The following is a 17,495-nucleotide window of genomic DNA, read 5'->3' on the forward strand; positions in this document are numbered from 1 at the left end:
TTTCTTCAGTTTAAAAAATAAACGGAATGCAAAACGGCATCAGAATTAGCAGAATCAGAAGTATTTCTTTGAAGATCCTGTCTTTTTTATTTCCGAAGTAATTGGAAGCTATAATGCTGAGAGGCACGAAGAAAAATATAAATTCACTACCGTTCTTGTTGTGGGAAAGAACAGCCACGCAAATTGCAGTTGTAAGGCTTAACATCACCAGGTTTAATACCGGGCGCCGTGTTATGCTCGCCTTTTGAATAACCGAAAGGTAGAAAAGCATTGTCCAAATTAATAATGCGAGGATAATACTTAACGGAACTAAAAGCGCCAGATCCTGATAATTTTCAAACTGAAAATTCATCGGCTGGAACCAATCTGAAAAGCTGTACAAACTCTCGTAAATAAGAAGATGTGCAGCTTCGGTAATAAGAGCGACCGCTAAAAAGGCAATTATCGGTATAAGGAAGTTTTTAAAGTAAGAAGCGTAGGAAAGAATACCCGCAAATACGACCAAAAGGAACAAAATTGACCAGAAATAATATAAAGAAGCGATACAAATCCAGAAGGTAGCATCAAAAATCTTCTGTTGGACCACTTTTCGGGATTTCAGGCTTATAATCCTTCGAAAAGAAAGCAGCACAAATAAATTGGCAATTATCGCCTGATCATTCTTCAAAAGCGCTGGAAAAGAAGTGGCAAAAACAGCAAAAAGGAGAATTTTATAGGCGCTTCTCTTTGTTAGCTCATTCTTCTTTGCTATAAAATTGAGTACCATTACACTCAAGAGAAAAACGGCTAAAACTGCGAGTTTCTCTATAAATGGCAGCAACTCAAAATTGACAAATAAGGCGTCAAAATTGGCGAAAACGAAGAAAGCAGTCATAAAAATCGCTACTGCAATGACATTTACAGGAGTTGATTTGCCAAAAAAGCTTGTTAGCATTGCCGTTTTTTATATTTTTGTAACAATTAATATAACAAAGTTATACAATGAAAGATTTATTTGAAGGAATTGAGGATCTGTTCGTAAATGTCCTTTTTGCTCCGTTCGATTACATACGCGAAATGGAACTTGAATCCTGGTTCCTGGCTAATGCGTTGAATTTTCTCTTTGTTATTGTTGGTTTTCTCGCCTTCCTTTACTGGATGAAGCAGTTAAAAACCTACAACGATAACAACGAAGAAAACAGGGATCCAAAAGCACATTCCTTCTTAGGATAGGTCAAAACCTAAGTCCTTTCTAAAATACATCTTATCAAAATGGAGTTTTTCTGCATTTTGATAAGATTTTTTTAGTGCCTTTTTGTAATCCATATCCAGTGAGGTAATCGCAATAACGCGGCCACCGCTGGTAACCACTTTTCCGTTTTCCATTTTTGTTCCGGCGTGGAAAAGAAGCGAATCCTCCACCTCTTCCAGTCCTGAAATTTCCTTACCCTTCTCGTAAGCTTCGGGATATCCCCCGGAAACCATCATCACGGTAGTCGCCGCACGATCGTCTATTTCAAGATTAACTTCATCCAGTTTAGAGTCAAAAGTTTTCTCCAGCACCTCAACCAAATCTGATTTTATCCTTGGTAAAACAACTTCAGTTTCGGGATCGCCCATTCTCACATTATATTCGATAACGTAAGGATCGTTATTAACTTTTATAAGTCCGATAAAAATAAAGCCCTTATAAATTATATCTTCCTCATTTAAGCCATCAACCGTAGGTTTTACGATACGCTCCTCGATTTTCTGCATAAATTCCTTATCTGCAAAAGGTACGGGGGAGATTGCACCCATCCCGCCTGTATTTAGGCCGGTATCGCCCTCGCCAATACGCTTGTAATCTTTTGCTGTTGGCAGAATTTTGTAGTTTTTTCCGTCAGTTAAAACAAATACGCTAAGTTCGATTCCATCCAAAAATTCTTCGATTACCACTTTGGCACTGGCTGCACCAAATTTCTTACCGGCCAACATCCGTTCAAGTTCAGCTTTTGCTTCTTCGAGGTCTTCAAGAATCAGCACTCCTTTTCCCGCTGCAAGACCGTCAGCTTTCAGCACATAAGGCGCATCAAGCGTTTCCAGGAACAATTTTCCCGCTTCCAGACTTTCTTCGGTAAAACTTTCATAAGCTGCGGTTGGGATTTTATGCATCAGCATAAATTCCTTTGCGCGTTCCTTGCTTCCTTCCAGAAGGGCGCCTCTTTTGGATGGGCCAATTAATTTAATATTCTTTAGCTGCTCATTTTGAGAAAAGAAATCGGCTATTCCTTCTACCAGGGGATCTTCGGGTCCTACCACAAGCATTTCAATTCCTTTTTCCAGCACGAAATTTTTAATTGCTTCAAAATCTGTGACTTTTAAATCTACATTTTCAGCAATTTTTGAAGTTCCCGCATTACCCGGAGCAACAAAAAGTTTACTACATCGCTCACTTTGAGAGATCATATGTGCAAAGGTATGTTCGCGGCCACCGGCGCCAAGAATTAATATTTTCATCTGGAACTGTTTTAGTTGTTGTGCCAAAAATAATTGTTTGTAAATTGAAGCACCAATTATTTTCTACAAAAAACGAAATTAACGCATTTGGAGTGGTTCAGGCTTTCTTTACAGCTTAACAATTTCCCAATTAACGGGGCAGAAAAATTGTTACAACAAATCCAGGAAATTCCTGAGCAAAAGTATCGGGAATATCTTGAAAGGCAGCGTGATTCTATTCTAAAATTTCACATCGAAAACAATGAATTTTACAGGCAGTTTTGTCCTACCAAAAATTGCAAAAACTGGAAAGATGTTCCTGTAATGAAAAAGTCAGATCTTCAGCAACCTCTGCAAAATAGGTTAAGTGAAGGTTACAGTAACCGGAAAACCACCTATGTTGGAAAAACTTCCGGAAGCAGCGGACAACCGTTTATTTTTGCCAAAGACCGTTTTGCACATGCCTTAAGCTGGGCCGGATTTAGTAACCGCTATCTCTGGCACGGGATAGACCTCAATAAATCCTTACAGGCACGGTTCTACGGAATTCCGTTGGATTTCTACGGAAATATCCAGGAGCGGGTGAAAGATAGAATTAGCTTGCGCCGAAGATTTAACATCTTCAACTTGAGCGACGAAAAAATGGAAACGTTTCTGCGACGCTTTAAAAAAACCAAATTTGAATATATAAACGGATACACCAGCGCTATCCTGTTGTTCGCAAGATTTCTGAAGAATAAAAATATTACTTTAAAAGACATTTGCCCCAGTCTTCGAGTTTGCATCGTGACTTCTGAACGCCTATTTGAAAATGATAAAATCCTGATGGAGGAATCTTTCGGTATTCCAGTTTTAAATGAATACGGCGCCAGTGAAGTCGGATTAATTGCTTTTGAAAACACTGAAGAAGAGTGGATTGTAAATTCCGAAGATCTTTTTGTAGAAATCCTTGACGAGCAGAACAATATCCTGCCCCCGGGAGAAGAAGGAAGAGTGGTGATTACTTCGCTTTACAACAAAGCACATCCTCTGATTCGCTATGATATTGGTGACACAGGGATTTTATCTGAAGACAGTAGTCATAAACATCCAAAACTGCAAAAACTGATTGGCCGCACCAACGATATTGCGCATTTGGCAGACGGCAAAGTGGTGCCGGGCCTTACGTTTTATTACGTTACCAAAACCATAATTACCGATACCGGAAATATTAAAGAGTTTGTAATTACACAAACCGCAATGGATTCTCTTAAGATCGAATATGTAAGTGAAGATAATTTTGCTGAAAACCAGATTCAAAAAATCACCGCTGCCATTCAAACTTATGTGGGAAAAGATTTGAAAGTAGATTTTGAACGAAAAAACATGCTCAAGCGAAGCAAAAGCGGAAAACTGAAACAATTCACTTCCCTTATTTAGTACGTTTTAACTGCCGCGTTTTTACCAGTAACTGCTCCTTTAGAAACATTCCCATACATCTTAAGCTTTTAAAAACACTAAAGCCGAGTACATGATGATAGATGCTAAAATTATGCACAAGCATTTCCAGCTTATTACCAGAAATAGAATTTCTCCTCATACGGTAAAGTGCCAGCGGCTCCTTTACCCCTTTAGCTATTTCCGCTTTTTTTACTGCCTTAAGCCACAGGGCCCAGTCCTGCCGTTTTCGAACCTCGGGGGCGTAAATTTTACCAAGGTGCCTTACATCGTACATACCGGTAAGATTTCCCACATAATTGGCCTTTAGTAATTTCTGGTAAGTTAAGTATGGCAGTGCTTCTATAATCTCATTCTTTTTTTGCCCATTTTCGGTAATGCGTTCGTAACTGGAATAGCAAACAGCGAGTTCATTGTTCTTCATGAATTCCAGCTGTGTTTCCAGCTTATTAGCTTTCCAAAGGTCGTCCGCATCCAGAAAAGCTATAAAATCACCCTGAGCGGCTTTAATTCCCTTATTCCGGCTAAAACCAGTGCCTTTGTTCTCCTTATTTTCAAAAATTTTAATCCGCGGCTCTTTCTTTGCCAGTTTTTTGATTTTTGTAAGTGTAAAATCTTTAGAAGCATCATCTATAACAAGAAGCTCCCAGTTAGAATAGGTTTGTTTCTGAACAGAAAGAATTGCCTCTGTAATAAATTCGGCTGAATTATAGGCAGGCATTATAATAGAAACCAAAGCTGATTTTCCAGTGTTGCTGGCTTCTGAATTTTCCAAAACCGAATCTGGCATTAGGAGCTTTGCTTTAAGATTTCCGAATTGTATAATTTCTCCAGGCTTTCTCTCCAGTGCAGCAACGGCAAATTGAAATTTTGCTGTAACTCCTTTTTGCTAAGTACGCTATACTCTGGCCGAGTGGCAATAGTTTTATAGGAATCATCTTTTTTAAGTACGATATCTGAATGACCCGAAATTTCAAGGATAGCTTCTGCAAATTCGTACCAGGTCGCTTCCCCTTCGTTGCTAAAATGATAAACCCCATAATTGGCATTTTCGGTAGAAATAATATCCATCACAAGTTTTGCAAGATCATTTGCATTTGTAGGAATACCTTTTTGGGCAGTGGTAATGTTTAAAGTTGCTTTTTCTTCAGCTTTTCTAAGAATGGTGTTGAAAAAGTTATGCCCGAATTCCGAATAAAGCCAGGAGGTCCTGAAAATAAAGTATTTATTGGTAGATTTCCGGATATTTTCTTCTCCCTTGAGCTTAGAAGCCCCATACACGTTAATAGGATCGGTTTTATGATCTTCAGAATAAGGGACATTTGATTTTCCATTGAAAACATAATCTGTAGAAAAATGAAATAAGGTGGTACTCGAAAAATGGCAAATTTCGGCCAGAACTTTAACCGCTTCAGCATTAATTTTAAAGGCCTTCTCCTGCTCAGATTCTGCTTTTTCAACGTTAGTATAAGCCGCACAGTTTATGCAATAATCAAAATCTTTTGCCCCAAAAAGATTATGCAAATTACATTTATTTGTAATATCCAATTCTGAAGAATCCATGAAAACAAAATCGAACTGACTATACTGTTCTGACAACTTTTGGAAACATCTCCCTAGTTGCCCTGAGGCTCCTGTAACTAAAATTGACTTCATTTAAATAGCGTCTTAAAAGTTGGCTGCTGCATATCTTTATCTGATATTATCATTTTTTCTTCAGGAAAATCCCATTGAATATTTAAAGTTGGATCGTTATAAATTATTCCCGATTCTGCGCCGGGTGTATAGTATTTATCACATTTGTAGGCAAAAACAGAAGTTTCGGATAAGGTAAGAAAGCCGTGCCCAAAACCTTTTGGAATATATAACTGATGCAAATTGTGATCATCCAGCACGACCTTGTACGTCTTTTGAAATGTTTTTGAATCTGGCCGCAAATCTACCACCACATCCAGCACTTTCCCGTGAATCACCCGTACTAATTTTGCTTGCGCAAATTCGCCGGTTTGGTAGTGTAGGCCCCGTAAAACGCCAAATTTCGAAACCGACTGGTTATCCTGAACAAATTCATCTTCTATTCCGGTAACTTCTGCGAATCTTTTTCGATGGTAACTTTCCAGGAAAATCCCCCGCTTATCTGTGAAAACAGAAGGTTTTATTAAAAAACAGTCTTTTAAAGGCGTTTCTTCTGCCTGCATATTATTAATTTAAGAATTGAATATTTGCTCTAGAATTTTTTCGGTGATAAGATACGTTGGCTTCACGCCGGTGGTTCCTAAACCTCCCGAGGCCAGTGTACTTCCGGTTTCCAAAGGATTATCTGATGCATAATAAGCGTAACGCACTTTTACATCACCATCTATATTCCAGCGTAACTTTGCCGCTGCCTGTATGGCTTTTTGATAATGTGCCCCTTCCATTTCCAGACCGCTCACATTCCAGGTGGAGTCGTGAAAAAACCGTAAAATATCCTTATTTTGAAGAGATGTTCCCAGGACCGTAATCATGCTGCCGTCTACCACATGAATATCATGTCCTTCCAGATCTTCTTTTGACAGCTCATTTTTAAAAGGATAATTATCTGCAGTTCCTTCAAACAAATGTGCGGTAGGAACCATAATATCCCCTTTTGCACCTTCCAATATCCCCGCTTTTCCCATTATGGAAATAGATTTCACATTCATATGAATTTCATTATCCTCAAAAGTATAAGGTTTCAAAAGTTCATCCATGGTTTCGTAAGCCTGCTCTCCAAAAGCATAATCCATTACAATGATTACCGGTTTCTCTTCTTCAGGTTTTTTAATAAAGTTATCAACTTTAAAACCTTCTTCAAGTTTTGCAGTGTCGAAAACCTGAACATCTATATTGGTACCGCTTTCATCTTCAATAAACTTCATTCCTTTACTAAGTGCAGCCTTAATGACTTTATTCCGCAAAGGTCCATTTCCGCTATCGCTCAAATCCTCATAAATGCCCAGAGGCTTTTTCTTCTTCAATTCGGCCTTAAGCGCAATTGGTGTAAATAGGGTATTCATCACACTATGCATATTCGCACTTATAATGTGAATTGGACGGTGCGTAAGATTTTCAGCTAATAAATATTGCTTTATTTTATCTGCCCATATTTCTCCGTGGATGTGCTGCCCCAACCGCTCACGAAGTACCTGACTGAAGGTGATAAGCCGTTTATTATTCTCTACAATTTCTGAAATTGCCAGTTTTCCCAGCCAGTAAATGATGTTAAGGAAACGCTCCTGATTCTCTGGAAGAGAAAATTTAGGATAGATTGTCGTAACCTCATTAAACGTTCTACCCAGGATATTAGCGGTATGTGTAAGTGCAACTTCCCGCTCTGCCTGAGTAAGCTCCTGGCTTTGTAAAACAGCTTTTTCCAGTTTTTGCCAATCCCGTGTTACACTTCCCTCCTCATCAATTACTACACGTCGCATGATTTTGTGAGACTCTATAAACAGAAATGTAAGGTGAGTAAGAATATCATAAATTTCTGAACGACCACGTGTAATTTCAATATTCATCTGTTCATCGTCTATACGATAACAGTTTCTACGTCTCTTTGGTGGAATAATGGGTTTAAAGTGGGAATTTCCATAACCTTCATCACTTGTAAGGTTAATAAACCGGCATTCTTCTATTCCCTTTGGAAGGCGGTCTATAACATATAAAAGTCCGCTTAATTCGGCTTTATCATCAGCAACAGAACCATAGATTTCGGGCCGTAATGTTAATAAAGCTTCTCTAAGGGTTTCTCCAGAAACACCCATGGGTTTATAAAATCCCCTGTTAAACAGGTGGCGCATAGTAATGTACATTCTTTCTATTGCGCTGGAACTTTCCTGAGCACGTGTGCGTCCCTGAATTTTTAAATTCGACATATATTCTTTTAATTCTCTAAATTATTTACAGCTTATCAGCAATATTTCTATCGTTAGACAACCGCGGAAGCTTATTCTGCCCACCCAATTTTCCAATGGATTTCATGTACTTCTGAAATCCATCACGCGGAACTTTGGTTATTTTCAAAGGTTGAAGAATTTTTCCTTCAATCAAATCGAAATAATAAGAATTTTGCTTTTGCATAGATTTATCCAGAATCTCGTTGAATTTCTTAAAGTCTTCCGGCTCCTTTTCAAATTCTATAAACCATTCATGATAAGGCAGCTCCTCCCCTCCCGGGGTGATTTGCGGTGCAACTGTGAACTCGCTTATTCTGGCATCTGTTTCAGATGTCGCTATCTGCATAGCTTCTTCTACTTCCTTAGCAATTACATGCTCCCCAAAAGCGGAAATAAAATGCTTTATTCTTCCAGACACTATAAGTCTATATGGTTTTGTAGAGGTGAACTGAACGGTATCGCCCACGTTATACGCCCATAATCCAGCCGTAGTGGAAACGATCATCACGTAATTTTGGCCAATTTCGACCTTTCCAATGCTAAGCCTGTCCGGATTATTACTGTAAAATTCTTCAGCTTTTATAAATTCATAGAACATTCCGGAATCCAGCTGTAACAGCATCCCTTTTTCATCCTGTTTATCCTGAAAAGCAAAAAATCCTTCAGAAGCGGGATAAAGTTCAATGCTATCTACTTTCCTGCCAATCAGATTTTCAAATTTCGAACGATAGGGCTCAAAGTTGACTCCGCCATAAATAAACAAATTGAAGTTTGGAAAAAGATCACCGACTTTTTTGCCAGTTTTCTTCTGCAGGCGTTCAAAATACATTTGCACCCATGACGGAATCCCACTAATAACGGTCATATTCTCCTTTTGGGTTTCTTCTACAATTGCGTCGACCTTAGTTTCCCAATCCTCGATAGAATTAGTTTCCCAGCTCGGCAGTCGGTTTTTTTGAAGGTATGCGGGAACGTAATGAGCTACGATTCCTGAGAGCCTTCCGAGTTTAACTCCATTTTTATCCTGCATTTCCGGACTGCCCTGTAAAAAAATCATTTTACCATCTACAAAAGAAGAGTTTCCGGTTTCAGCGATATAACATAATATAGCGTTCCGGGCAGCGTTGATATGCGTGGGCATAGAATCCTTTGTAAGCGGTATATATTTTGCACCGCTTGTAGTTCCTGAAGTCTTGGCGTAATAAAGAGGCCTTCCCGGCCACAGAACACTTTCTTCCCCGCCTACCATACGGTCTACATAAGATTTTAGTTCTTCATAGTCCCTCACCGGCACATTTTCAGCAAAATCCTTATAAGTCTTAATTTGCTTAAAATTATGATCCTTACCAAAGGCCGTGTATTTTCCTTTAGCTATTAACTGCTGGAAAACCTTCATTTGAGTATCCTCAGGCTTAGAAGACCATTTCCTTATACTATTTTGCACTTGTTTGGCAAATATTTTTGCTCCTAAAGATTTTAAAGACATAGTTAGTTGAAATCTATATATTCTGTAGGATCCACAGGGGTTCCTTCATTCCATAATTCGAAGTGAAGATGCGGTCCAGTAGTAAATTCTCCTGTAGAACCTGCCGTAGCAATTACTTCTCCTGCTCTTACAGCATCCCCCTGCTCTTTTGTAAGGGAAGCATTATGTTTATATACCGAAAGCAAGTCGTACCCGTGCTTTACGATTATTACGTAACCTGTTTCTGTAGTCCATTCCGAAAAAATGACACGCCCGTCTGCAATAGATTTTATTGGCGAATTCCTTGCAACCACCACATCTACGGCGAAATGCTTTTCATCTGCATCAAATTCTTCTGAAATAGAGCCTTTTACCGGTGCAATAAGCGAAAAGTTAATATTTTCTGTTGCACCAGGTAAAATATTGTATTTATCCTCCTGCGCGACCTGTTCCCTCAGCAAAGAATCGGCTCGTGAAGGTTCAACCTCTTCCATATCCTGATTATATTCGGAATCTGCCAAAACAGAATCCCTGTTTAAGGCATAAGCTTCAAGATCTCCGGTGAGTACGCTTTTTATAGAGCCCAAATATTGATTATTCATTCTAATTACTCCTTGCAGGGAATCTGTAGTATACGCCAGATTCACCGCCCTCTCCTTAAGTTTGGCAGATGAGTAACCGGGAATATATTCTTTTAGAGGTGTGAAAGCAATAATATAAGTGGTTGCTGCAATTAATATAATTGCACTAAGGGTTATTGTTACAAAAACATTTAATCTTGTAAGTTTAAAAGAAAGCCTTTCTTCAAAAGTATCTTCATTAAGAATAACGAGCCGATACTTATGCAAAAGTTTCTTCGAGAACTTCCTTTTATTTTTTGATTTATCTGCCATTTAAATTCAATAGTATACAAAGATATAGTAAAAAAAGAATGCTAATTAAAAACATCCTGTAGTTAATCCTGCCTGAATTTGTATTTATAAGTGGTCCAAAATCATTTCAAGTTTCCCAAAAAGCACCAAAGCCTAAGTTAAATTTATACAATTTTGTCACTTCTTAACGTTTATATTAGTGAATTCTTGTTAAGTTTGCAATACTAAATCTCAAAAATATGAACGCATTAATATTACCCTTAGTAATAGGAGCGCCCCAGATTATCTTAATTGTAGTTGTGATACTTCTCCTTTTCGGAGGACGTAAAATACCAGAACTAATGAGAGGGTTAGGTAGCGGTATAAAAGAATTTAAAGACGCTTCTAAAGACGACGAGGATCCAAATGCAACTCAGGATCCGAAGCATGTTCCAGAGGATAGGAAATAAAAAAGAAAGATATTTTAAAAAACCCAACCTTCCGGTTGGGTTTTTATTTTAGTCTATTTTAGCTGATCTAAGTATCGCATCGAGTTCAAACATATTATCCCTTTTTGCCATAGACGGGGAAAACACAAAACCTTCCAGAATTACATATCTGTCATTCTCTTCATCTCTTACTGCATAATTCACAAAAGGACCAGCCATAAAAGCATTCTTAACATCCCAGGTTCCTCTGGTTTCATAAGCAAAGTGTCCATCTATACTTGATTCAAAAAGATAGGGAGCATATGCTTCTTCAGTTTGCATATAGGTTCCTTCTACAGGACCGGGTATGTATTTCTTTCCAATAGAATCACGCATTTTGATAATACTGCCTATTACATTAGTATCATTCTCTATAGTTCTAAGTGGCACCTCGTAAATAAGAATTTCCATTAATCCTTTTGGAATTTCTTTTCTAATCCATATAAAATCCTCCTCATTCATGGCATACCGATAAGCTGTTGGTATCTTCAAGGACACTCCAAGTTTTTCCTTTAGGATTTCATCATCTTTAAGAGATTTCCCAATCCTACGCTGTTTTTCTTTTAATTCTGTTTTCTTAAGAATTTCTACAATACTATCAGAGTTTTTCTTGATTACATCAATCAAATCTTCATTCGTCTGCCCTTTCACTACAACACCAGTCTGGGGTTTAGCGTATTCCTCCCGTAGAATTCCAAAAGCACGCTCTGTCCCTTTCTCGACATGCAGAAACAAGCGATTTTTCCTGACAAAACCCGAAAAAGCCTGTGGTGGTATCTGGCTTAAAGAAAATAAAGGTTCTTCCTGCGGTAAACCGTCTACAGGTGCTGCAAGATGGTTTCTTACCACTTCACCTACTTCACCCTCCCAAAGGTTATTTTCCATTACTACAGTAAGCTGATTAATATTTCCGGAGGAATCTGAAAGAATACGTTCATTTTCTGTGGAATCGTTCTTACAGGAAACTAAGAATATAATACTGAGGAGAAGAAGAAAACTTTTTTTCATTTTGATGGTTTTGGATTATGATATCAGCCTTTCGAAATCTTTAATGTCATTCCAGGTCTAAGTGTGTTACTATTCATATCATTCCAACTCCTCAAATTCTGTACCGTAACTCCTGGAAACTTTTTTGATATACTCCAAAGAGAATCTCCATTCTTGACTTTATATACTTTTGGATTATTGCTATTGCGTGTTTCAGCCTCTTCTGATTGCTGTGCTACAACAGGTTTCCTTGGAAATACCGTAAGATACTGCCCAATTCTTAAATTATTACTTCTTAAATTATTCCATTTTCTAATTTCGCTTACACCAACTCCATATTTTTCAGCAATACGACCCAAATAATCTCCGCTTCTAACACGATATCTAATCCGCTCTTCTGTTTTCACATACTGCGGAAGGTTTTCTTTTTCCTTCTCTAAATCACTTGAAACATATTCATATATCGCAGCTTCGTTCGAAACAAACGCACCGGTTGAAGGCCTGGGAAGCCTTAGCGTATAATTTTCATCCTTTACAAAAGGAATGACATCAAGCTTATAACTCGGATTTAAAAATTGCAGCATATTTTTATCAACTCCGGTAATTTTTGAAATGTGGTCAAAACTCAGCATTTCTTTTACCCTTATGGTATCAGTTTCAAAATAAGCGACATCGGGTCGATTGGGCTGAAAATTGTGTTCTTCGGCATACTCAAAAAGATATAAAGTTGCCAGGAAAGCGGGCACATAACCTGCTGTTTCACGTGGAAGATATCTTCTTAGATCCCAATAATCAACAGATCCTCCACTCCTGCGTATCGCTTTTGCAACATTCCCCGGACCGGAATTGTATGAAGCGAGAACAAGATCCCAATCCCCAAAAGTCTTATATAAACTTGCTAAATATTGTGCTGCTGCTTCAGTAGATTTTACCGGATCCATACGCTCATCTACATAAGAACTAACATCAAGATCGAACATTTTACCCGTAGGGAACATAAACTGCCACAATCCAGTAGCCCCAACTCTTGATCTTGCTCTAGGATTAAGTGCAGATTCTACTATTGCAAGGTATTTTATCTCCAACGGAATATCATAGCGGTCCAGTTCCTGCTCAAAAAGAGGAAAATAATAGTCACTCAATGCCATAAGGCGCTCCATAGCATGCTTGTTGCGCTTTAGATAAGATTTTATTACACTTTCCAGACTTGGATTATATTCAATATTAAAAGGAGTTCTGGCATTAAGGTTCTTAAGCCGCGCTTTAAGGGTATCTGTTGGAAGCTCAGTATAAACTACTTCTGAATAATCCTGTTCGAGAACACTTTTATGCATTGTTTCAAACAGATCAGAATTTGTAAGTTCCTGTTTCCAAATAGAATCTATTTTACGTGCACGGGGCAGATCTTTTAATGCCACAGTTGAAGAATCCCGAACTATAGCAGAGATCGGGATTCTGTTTTTAAATTCGGGGTCAGGTTCAGCCAGTTCAATTTCAGTGTCAACAGATTTCTGAAAAATCTGAACTCTAAAATTTGTTTTCTCCACCTGCTTTTTCTTCCCATTTTGCGCATAAGTGTTAAGTGCTATAAGTGAGAAGATGATCAACATTCCCCTTCTAATCATCATTTCCAGTTATTCTGCATAGTCCATAGTCTACACACATTATTTTATTTACCTATTGCTTCTATTCCCGGCAAGGATTTTCCCTCCAGCATTTCCAACATTGCTCCACCTCCGGTAGATACATAACTAACCCGGTCTTCCAAACCAAATTTCTTAACTGCCGCGACAGAATCTCCACCACCTACAAGAGAAAAAGCCCCTTTTTCAGTAGCTTCTGCTATGGCTTTACCTAATTCTATTGTTCCTTTTGCAAAAGCATCCATTTCAAAAACTCCCAGTGGTCCATTCCAAAGGATAATTTTAGAATCTGAAATTACTTTTGAAAAATTTCTTAACGTTTCTGGTCCTACATCAAGACCCATCCAACCATCAGGAATTTCGTCTACACGTTCAATCTGGGTACTGGCCTGTTCAGAAAAACTATCTGCAATAATCGAATCTACCGGTAAATGTACCTGAACCCCTTTTTCTTTGGCTTTTTTAAGTATTTCCAAAGCTAATTCCTGTTTATCATCTTCCACAAGAGATGTACCAATTTTACCTCCCTGGGCTTTAATGAAGGTATATGTCATCCCACCTCCAATGATAAGATGATCGATCTTGTCCAGAATATTCTCAATAACTGTAATTTTTGAAGATACTTTTGCTCCTCCTAAAACAGCAGTTACAGGTTTCTCTTTGCTATTTAAAACCTTATCAAGACTTTTTATTTCTTTAGCCAATAAATATCCAAAGCATTTTTTATCGAAAAACTGAGCTACAATGGTTGTAGAAGCGTGTGCCCGGTGTGCCGTACCAAAAGCGTCATTCACATATATATCTCCAAACTCAGACAGCTTTTTTGCAAATTCTTTATCTCCTTTGGTTTCTTCATCATGAAAACGCAGGTTTTCAAGAAGCAGAATTTCTCCCGGTTTAAGATCAGAAGCAGCTTTTTTCACATCCTCCCCAATACAATCCTCAACAAACTTTGGCTTTACCCCAATAACCTTGGCTACTTCCTCTACAACATTCCGCAATGAAAACTTTTCTTCTCTTCCTTTAGGTCTTCCCAGGTGCGACATAAGTACCACACTTCCTCCATCTTCAAGAATTTTCAGAATAGTTGGTTTTGCTGCCTCAATACGGTTATTATCTGTAACCTCCAGGTCTTCATTTAAAGGTACATTAAAATCTACCCTTATTAACGCCTGTTTATCTTTGAAGTTGTAATCGTCTAATGTTTTCATCTAATTTTTATTTTTTACAATCTACACCGCTGTTTGTTTAGCTGTGTTAAATAGATTTATTGATAATTGCCCTTTCTGAGGGCGGTCTTATTACAAATATAATTTTTTCCGAAGATATAAAAGAGCATATAAATTATATATTTGCTTATGCTTTTCTCCAATATAATAGGTTTACCGCACATAAAGAAACATCTTACAACTACTGCAGACAGGAGCAGGATTCCACATGCGCAGTTATTTGTAGGAAAAAAGGGCAGCGGAACGCTTCCTATGGCCATCGCTTATGCACAGTATATTCTCTGCCAGAATTCTGAGGGTGAAAATTCCTCCGGAGTTTCATCTTGCAACGTGAAATTTAACAATCTTTCGCATCCTGATCTTCATTTTGCTTTTCCTGTTGCAACCAATGATAAGGTTAAGAGCCACCCCGTTTCTTCCAATTTTCTTACAGAATGGAGAAAATTTGTTGCCTCCAATCCTTATGCAAATCTACTCGATTGGTATCAGGAAATAGGAATTGAGAAAAAGCAGGGACAGATTGGTGTAGATGAAGCACAAGACATTGTGAAGTCGCTTTCCCTAAAATCTTATGAAGGTGGATTTAAGGTGATGCTTATTTGGATGGCTGAAAAAATTAATACTGCAGCGGCGAATAAACTGCTTAAATTAATTGAAGAACCGCCGAATAAGACACTTTTTATCCTGATAACCGAAGATGAGGAACAAATTATACAAACGATACGTTCCCGGTGCCAAACCCTCCACTTTCCTCCTTTAGCTGAAGCAGACATTGCCCAGGCTTTAATAGATAAATATGATTGTGACAAAAGTGAAGCACTAAAAACGGCACATCAGGCCAATGGAAGCTACACTAATGCCATTCACATTTACGAGAAAAAATCTGGTGATGAACAGTTCGAAAAATGGTTTATACAATGGGTTCGAACAGCTTTTAAAGCTAAAGGAAATAAAGCTACAGTTCTGGAATTAATTAGCTGGAGCGAAGAAATTGCCGCTTTGGGAAGAGAAACTCAGAAGAGCTTTTTGGAATTTTGTATAGATTTTTTCCGGCAGGCATTAATGATGAATTATAAAGCCGAAGGTTTAGTTTATCTTTTACCTGAGACACCAAATTTTAAATTAGAAAATTTTGCACCATTCATACATGGTGGTAATATTATCCCAATTTCTCAGGCCCTAGAGGAAGCAGCTTATCATATAGAGAGAAACGGGAATGCAAAAATTATTTTTACCGATCTTTCAATTAAACTTACACGATTTCTGCACAAAAAGGCGGCCTAGCGAAAACGGCAATTTTCGGCACTATTGCTTTGAGGAAAAACTACAAAATTAACTTCGCTGCTGAAGAGTAGTGATCCATTCTTTTCAAAATCAAAAAAGCCCCAGTCAAACTGAGGCTTAAATTTTGTAACAAAGAATAATATTTATTCAGTCTCGTAATCTGCATTTAATTTTTCAAGAATTTCTTCAGTTAAATCCTTTCCATCCTTCGCAAACATAATACTGTTAGCAGCATCATTAGAACCAAAAATGTAGGTGTAACCGTTTTCCTGACCATAATCCTGTACGTAATCTTTAACTTTACTTACAATAGAATCTACGGCAGCATCACTTTGGGCGCGTAATTGACCACCCTGGCTTTGTTGCTGTTGCTGTAACATTTGCTGCTGTCTCATTAATTCCTGTTCTTTCTCCTGGCGTTCAGTCTGGCTCATAGTATTCATGTTAGCCTGGTATTCCTGAACTTGTTTTTGAAATTCGCTGGCAGCGGCATCCAATTGTTGTCTTACAGAATCTGACTTAGCTGTAAATTCCGCCTCCACATCTTTCATCTCCTTATACTCCTGAATTAATTTTGAAGTATCAACATATGCTGTTTTTTCCTGATTACAGGAAGTCATAAAAATTCCTAAAACCAGAATTGCTAAAATTTTTTTCATGTTCTTATTTTCTTAAAATTTAATTTGGCGCAAATGTAAGAAAGTAAATAAATATTTCCACTGAAGTCCGATATAAGAATAATAATAGTATTTATAAGAAATAATGATTCTTATGTAAACACAAATAAACTTATTCTATAAAAACTCATCCCATTAGAAGCTTTTTTCAAGCCTTTCTCCCCCAAAGCAGGTCGTTATATGTTTTTATTGCCAAAAACCTTAAATAAAGCTTTATTTAAGGTTTTTGTCTTTTTCTAAAGAAATAAACTAGAGAGGAATATTCAGAAGAGGATCGAGCTCTCATATTTGACTTAAGGCCGGTGTAGAATGCCCGGAAATAATTCCATGATCCCGTCTTATGTTTTTCAGAAAGTAAACTTACATAATAGGAATCGAAAATAAGCGGACGCTTTTCTACCAGCTCAAAGTTGTTGTCAAAAAAAAACGAGGTGAGACCATTTTGAGAAAAATGATAAAGATGGCGGGGCACATCATAACCTGCCCAATATTCTTTATAAAAAGTAGCATCATAACTTTTAAAATTGGGAACAGCTACTATTAAAATTCCATCTTCAGTTAATAAATTGTATAGCGAAGTAATTTCTTTTTCCTGATCTGGGATATGCTCCAGAACATGCCACATAGAAATAACGTCAAAGTTAGTATCTTCAAGATCCTTAAAGCTTTTTTCCAAATTCACATCTTTATGAAAAGCCACTCCCCTAGCTGTTTCGTTTGGCTCTACTCCATAAGCTGTAAACCCCTGCTTCTTTGCTTCAATTAAAAAATCACCAGTACCAGCACCAACATCTAATAATTTGCCGGACATTTTATATTTCTTTATCCATCCCAGCTTTTTGTTCAGCATAAAATTTTTTACCCGCTGATATAATTTTTCTCTAAACGTTTCTTTGGAATCTGTATGGGAAATATAATTGTCACTGGAGTAATAAAAAGAGAGATCTAGTGGAGCAGGTTTTGTTTCAAGAATTTCATACTTATCACTCCAGAAAAGATCGAATTCTTCCCCTGAAACAAGATAGTCTTTACAGGAAAGAAAAAATTTTTGGTCAGCCAT

17 protein-coding genes are annotated in these 17,495 nt (G+C 37.8%); 4 read left to right on the plus strand and 13 right to left on the minus strand.

Annotation, left to right across the window (positions count from 1 at the left end; all coding sequences use genetic code 11):
- Positions 1-10: 10 nt before the first annotated feature.
- Positions 11-934: a DUF6427 family protein gene (locus RM545_RS10995; RefSeq protein WP_311495328.1), complete on the minus strand. Its 924-nt coding sequence runs from the start codon at positions 932-934 to the stop codon at positions 11-13.
- Between the two features lie 47 nt (positions 935-981).
- On the opposite strand from RM545_RS10995, the gene RM545_RS11000 reads away from it, so the two are divergent.
- Positions 982-1,212 (plus strand): DUF6341 family protein, encoded by a 231-nt coding sequence (locus RM545_RS11000; RefSeq protein ID WP_311495329.1) that lies wholly within the window; start codon positions 982-984, stop codon positions 1,210-1,212.
- Here the strand turns inward: RM545_RS11000 and purD are convergent.
- Positions 1,204-2,478, minus strand: a complete 1,275-nt coding sequence (purD, locus tag RM545_RS11005) for a phosphoribosylamine--glycine ligase (RefSeq protein ID WP_311495330.1) — start codon at positions 2,476-2,478, stop codon at positions 1,204-1,206. The two genes, RM545_RS11000 and purD, sit on opposite strands and share 9 nt — an antisense overlap.
- An 87-nt stretch (positions 2,479-2,565) precedes the next feature.
- Between purD and RM545_RS11010 the strand changes: the two genes are divergently transcribed.
- Entirely contained in the window at positions 2,566-3,876 is a 1,311-nt protein-coding gene (locus RM545_RS11010) for a phenylacetate--CoA ligase family protein (protein ID WP_311495331.1), read from the plus strand.
- Here RM545_RS11010 and RM545_RS11015 read toward each other — a convergent pair.
- Genes RM545_RS11015 through RM545_RS11040 form a run of 6 tightly spaced genes read right to left on the minus strand, consistent with a single transcriptional unit; the run spans position 3,869 to position 10,169 of the window.
- Complete coding sequence (locus tag RM545_RS11015) at positions 3,869-4,684, minus strand: glycosyltransferase family 2 protein (RefSeq protein WP_311495332.1); 816 nt, start codon at positions 4,682-4,684, stop codon at positions 3,869-3,871. The genes RM545_RS11010 and RM545_RS11015 overlap by 8 nt on opposite strands.
- Positions 4,684-5,550: a dTDP-4-dehydrorhamnose reductase gene (rfbD, locus tag RM545_RS11020; RefSeq protein ID WP_311495333.1), complete on the minus strand. Its 867-nt coding sequence runs from the start codon at positions 5,548-5,550 to the stop codon at positions 4,684-4,686. The genes RM545_RS11015 and rfbD overlap by 1 nt, the downstream gene beginning before the upstream one ends.
- Positions 5,547-6,092, minus strand: coding sequence for a dTDP-4-dehydrorhamnose 3,5-epimerase (gene rfbC / locus RM545_RS11025; RefSeq protein WP_311495334.1), 546 nt, complete (start codon positions 6,090-6,092; stop codon positions 5,547-5,549). The genes rfbD and rfbC overlap by 4 nt, the downstream gene beginning before the upstream one ends.
- A gap of 9 nt (positions 6,093-6,101) precedes the next feature.
- Positions 6,102-7,790 (minus strand): DUF6909 family protein, encoded by a 1,689-nt coding sequence (locus RM545_RS11030; RefSeq protein WP_311495335.1) that lies wholly within the window; start codon positions 7,788-7,790, stop codon positions 6,102-6,104.
- 25 nt (positions 7,791-7,815) lie between these two features.
- Positions 7,816-9,297, minus strand: a complete 1,482-nt coding sequence (locus RM545_RS11035) for a GH3 auxin-responsive promoter family protein (RefSeq protein WP_311495336.1) — start codon at positions 9,295-9,297, stop codon at positions 7,816-7,818.
- 2 nt (positions 9,298-9,299) lie between these two features.
- Entirely contained in the window at positions 9,300-10,169 is an 870-nt protein-coding gene (locus tag RM545_RS11040) for a M23 family metallopeptidase (RefSeq protein ID WP_311495337.1), read from the minus strand.
- Positions 10,170-10,387: 218 nt separating this feature from the next.
- Between RM545_RS11040 and RM545_RS11045 the strand changes: the two genes are divergently transcribed.
- Positions 10,388-10,597, plus strand: coding sequence for a twin-arginine translocase TatA/TatE family subunit (locus RM545_RS11045; RefSeq protein ID WP_311495338.1), 210 nt, complete (start codon positions 10,388-10,390; stop codon positions 10,595-10,597).
- 48 nt (positions 10,598-10,645) lie between these two features.
- Here the strand turns inward: RM545_RS11045 and RM545_RS11050 are convergent, their stop codons facing one another.
- Genes RM545_RS11050 through RM545_RS11060 form a run of 3 tightly spaced genes read right to left on the minus strand, consistent with a single transcriptional unit; the run spans position 10,646 to position 14,456 of the window.
- On the minus strand, positions 10,646-11,623 hold the full coding sequence (locus RM545_RS11050; protein ID WP_311495339.1) for a DUF4837 family protein: 978 nt from the start codon (positions 11,621-11,623) through the stop codon (positions 10,646-10,648).
- A gap of 23 nt (positions 11,624-11,646) precedes the next feature.
- Positions 11,647-13,230 (minus strand): lytic transglycosylase domain-containing protein, encoded by a 1,584-nt coding sequence (locus tag RM545_RS11055; protein WP_432264584.1) that lies wholly within the window; start codon positions 13,228-13,230, stop codon positions 11,647-11,649.
- Between the two features lie 41 nt (positions 13,231-13,271).
- Positions 13,272-14,456, minus strand: coding sequence for a phosphoglycerate kinase (locus tag RM545_RS11060; RefSeq protein ID WP_311495340.1), 1,185 nt, complete (start codon positions 14,454-14,456; stop codon positions 13,272-13,274).
- A gap of 147 nt (positions 14,457-14,603) precedes the next feature.
- Between RM545_RS11060 and RM545_RS11065 the strand changes: the two genes are divergently transcribed.
- Complete coding sequence (locus RM545_RS11065; RefSeq protein WP_311495341.1) at positions 14,604-15,758, plus strand: DNA polymerase III subunit; 1,155 nt, start codon at positions 14,604-14,606, stop codon at positions 15,756-15,758.
- A 143-nt stretch (positions 15,759-15,901) separates the two neighbouring features.
- Here the strand turns inward: RM545_RS11065 and RM545_RS11070 are convergent, their stop codons facing one another.
- Positions 15,902-16,417, minus strand: coding sequence for an OmpH/Skp family outer membrane protein (locus tag RM545_RS11070; RefSeq protein WP_311495342.1), 516 nt, complete (start codon positions 16,415-16,417; stop codon positions 15,902-15,904).
- Between the two features lie 235 nt (positions 16,418-16,652).
- On the minus strand, positions 16,653-17,495 hold the full coding sequence (locus tag RM545_RS11075; protein WP_311495343.1) for a class I SAM-dependent methyltransferase: 843 nt from the start codon (positions 17,493-17,495) through the stop codon (positions 16,653-16,655).

It is taken from the genome of Autumnicola lenta, assembly GCF_031846515.1.
GTDB classification, from domain to species: domain Bacteria; phylum Bacteroidota; class Bacteroidia; order Flavobacteriales; family Flavobacteriaceae; genus Autumnicola; species Autumnicola lenta.

Bases quoted from the DNA above. Each gene is read 5' to 3' on its own strand.
- RM545_RS10995 (WP_311495328.1), bottom strand. From the start codon at position 934: ATGCTAACAAGCTTTTTTGGCAAATCAACTCCTGTAAATGTCATTGCA.
- RM545_RS11000 (WP_311495329.1), top strand. From the start codon at position 982: ATGAAAGATTTATTTGAAGGAATTGAGGATCTGTTCGTAAATGTCCTT.
- purD (WP_311495330.1), bottom strand. From the start codon at position 2,478: ATGAAAATATTAATTCTTGGCGCCGGTGGCCGCGAACATACCTTTGCA.
- RM545_RS11015 (WP_311495332.1), bottom strand. From the start codon at position 4,684: ATGCCAGATTCGGTTTTGGAAAATTCAGAAGCCAGCAACACTGGAAAA.
- rfbD (WP_311495333.1), bottom strand. From the start codon at position 5,550: ATGAAGTCAATTTTAGTTACAGGAGCCTCAGGGCAACTAGGGAGATGT.
- rfbC (WP_311495334.1), bottom strand. From the start codon at position 6,092: ATGCAGGCAGAAGAAACGCCTTTAAAAGACTGTTTTTTAATAAAACCT.
- RM545_RS11030 (WP_311495335.1), bottom strand. From the start codon at position 7,790: ATGTCGAATTTAAAAATTCAGGGACGCACACGTGCTCAGGAAAGTTCC.
- RM545_RS11035 (WP_311495336.1), bottom strand. From the start codon at position 9,297: ATGTCTTTAAAATCTTTAGGAGCAAAAATATTTGCCAAACAAGTGCAA.
- RM545_RS11040 (WP_311495337.1), bottom strand. From the start codon at position 10,169: ATGGCAGATAAATCAAAAAATAAAAGGAAGTTCTCGAAGAAACTTTTG.
- RM545_RS11045 (WP_311495338.1), top strand. From the start codon at position 10,388: ATGAACGCATTAATATTACCCTTAGTAATAGGAGCGCCCCAGATTATC.
- RM545_RS11050 (WP_311495339.1), bottom strand. From the start codon at position 11,623: ATGAAAAAAAGTTTTCTTCTTCTCCTCAGTATTATATTCTTAGTTTCC.
- RM545_RS11055 (WP_432264584.1), bottom strand. From the start codon at position 13,230: ATGATGATTAGAAGGGGAATGTTGATCATCTTCTCACTTATAGCACTT.
- RM545_RS11060 (WP_311495340.1), bottom strand. From the start codon at position 14,456: ATGAAAACATTAGACGATTACAACTTCAAAGATAAACAGGCGTTAATA.
- RM545_RS11065 (WP_311495341.1), top strand. From the start codon at position 14,604: ATGCTTTTCTCCAATATAATAGGTTTACCGCACATAAAGAAACATCTT.
- RM545_RS11070 (WP_311495342.1), bottom strand. From the start codon at position 16,417: ATGAAAAAAATTTTAGCAATTCTGGTTTTAGGAATTTTTATGACTTCC.
- RM545_RS11075 (WP_311495343.1), bottom strand. From the start codon at position 17,495: ATGGCTGACCAAAAATTTTTTCTTTCCTGTAAAGACTATCTTGTTTCA.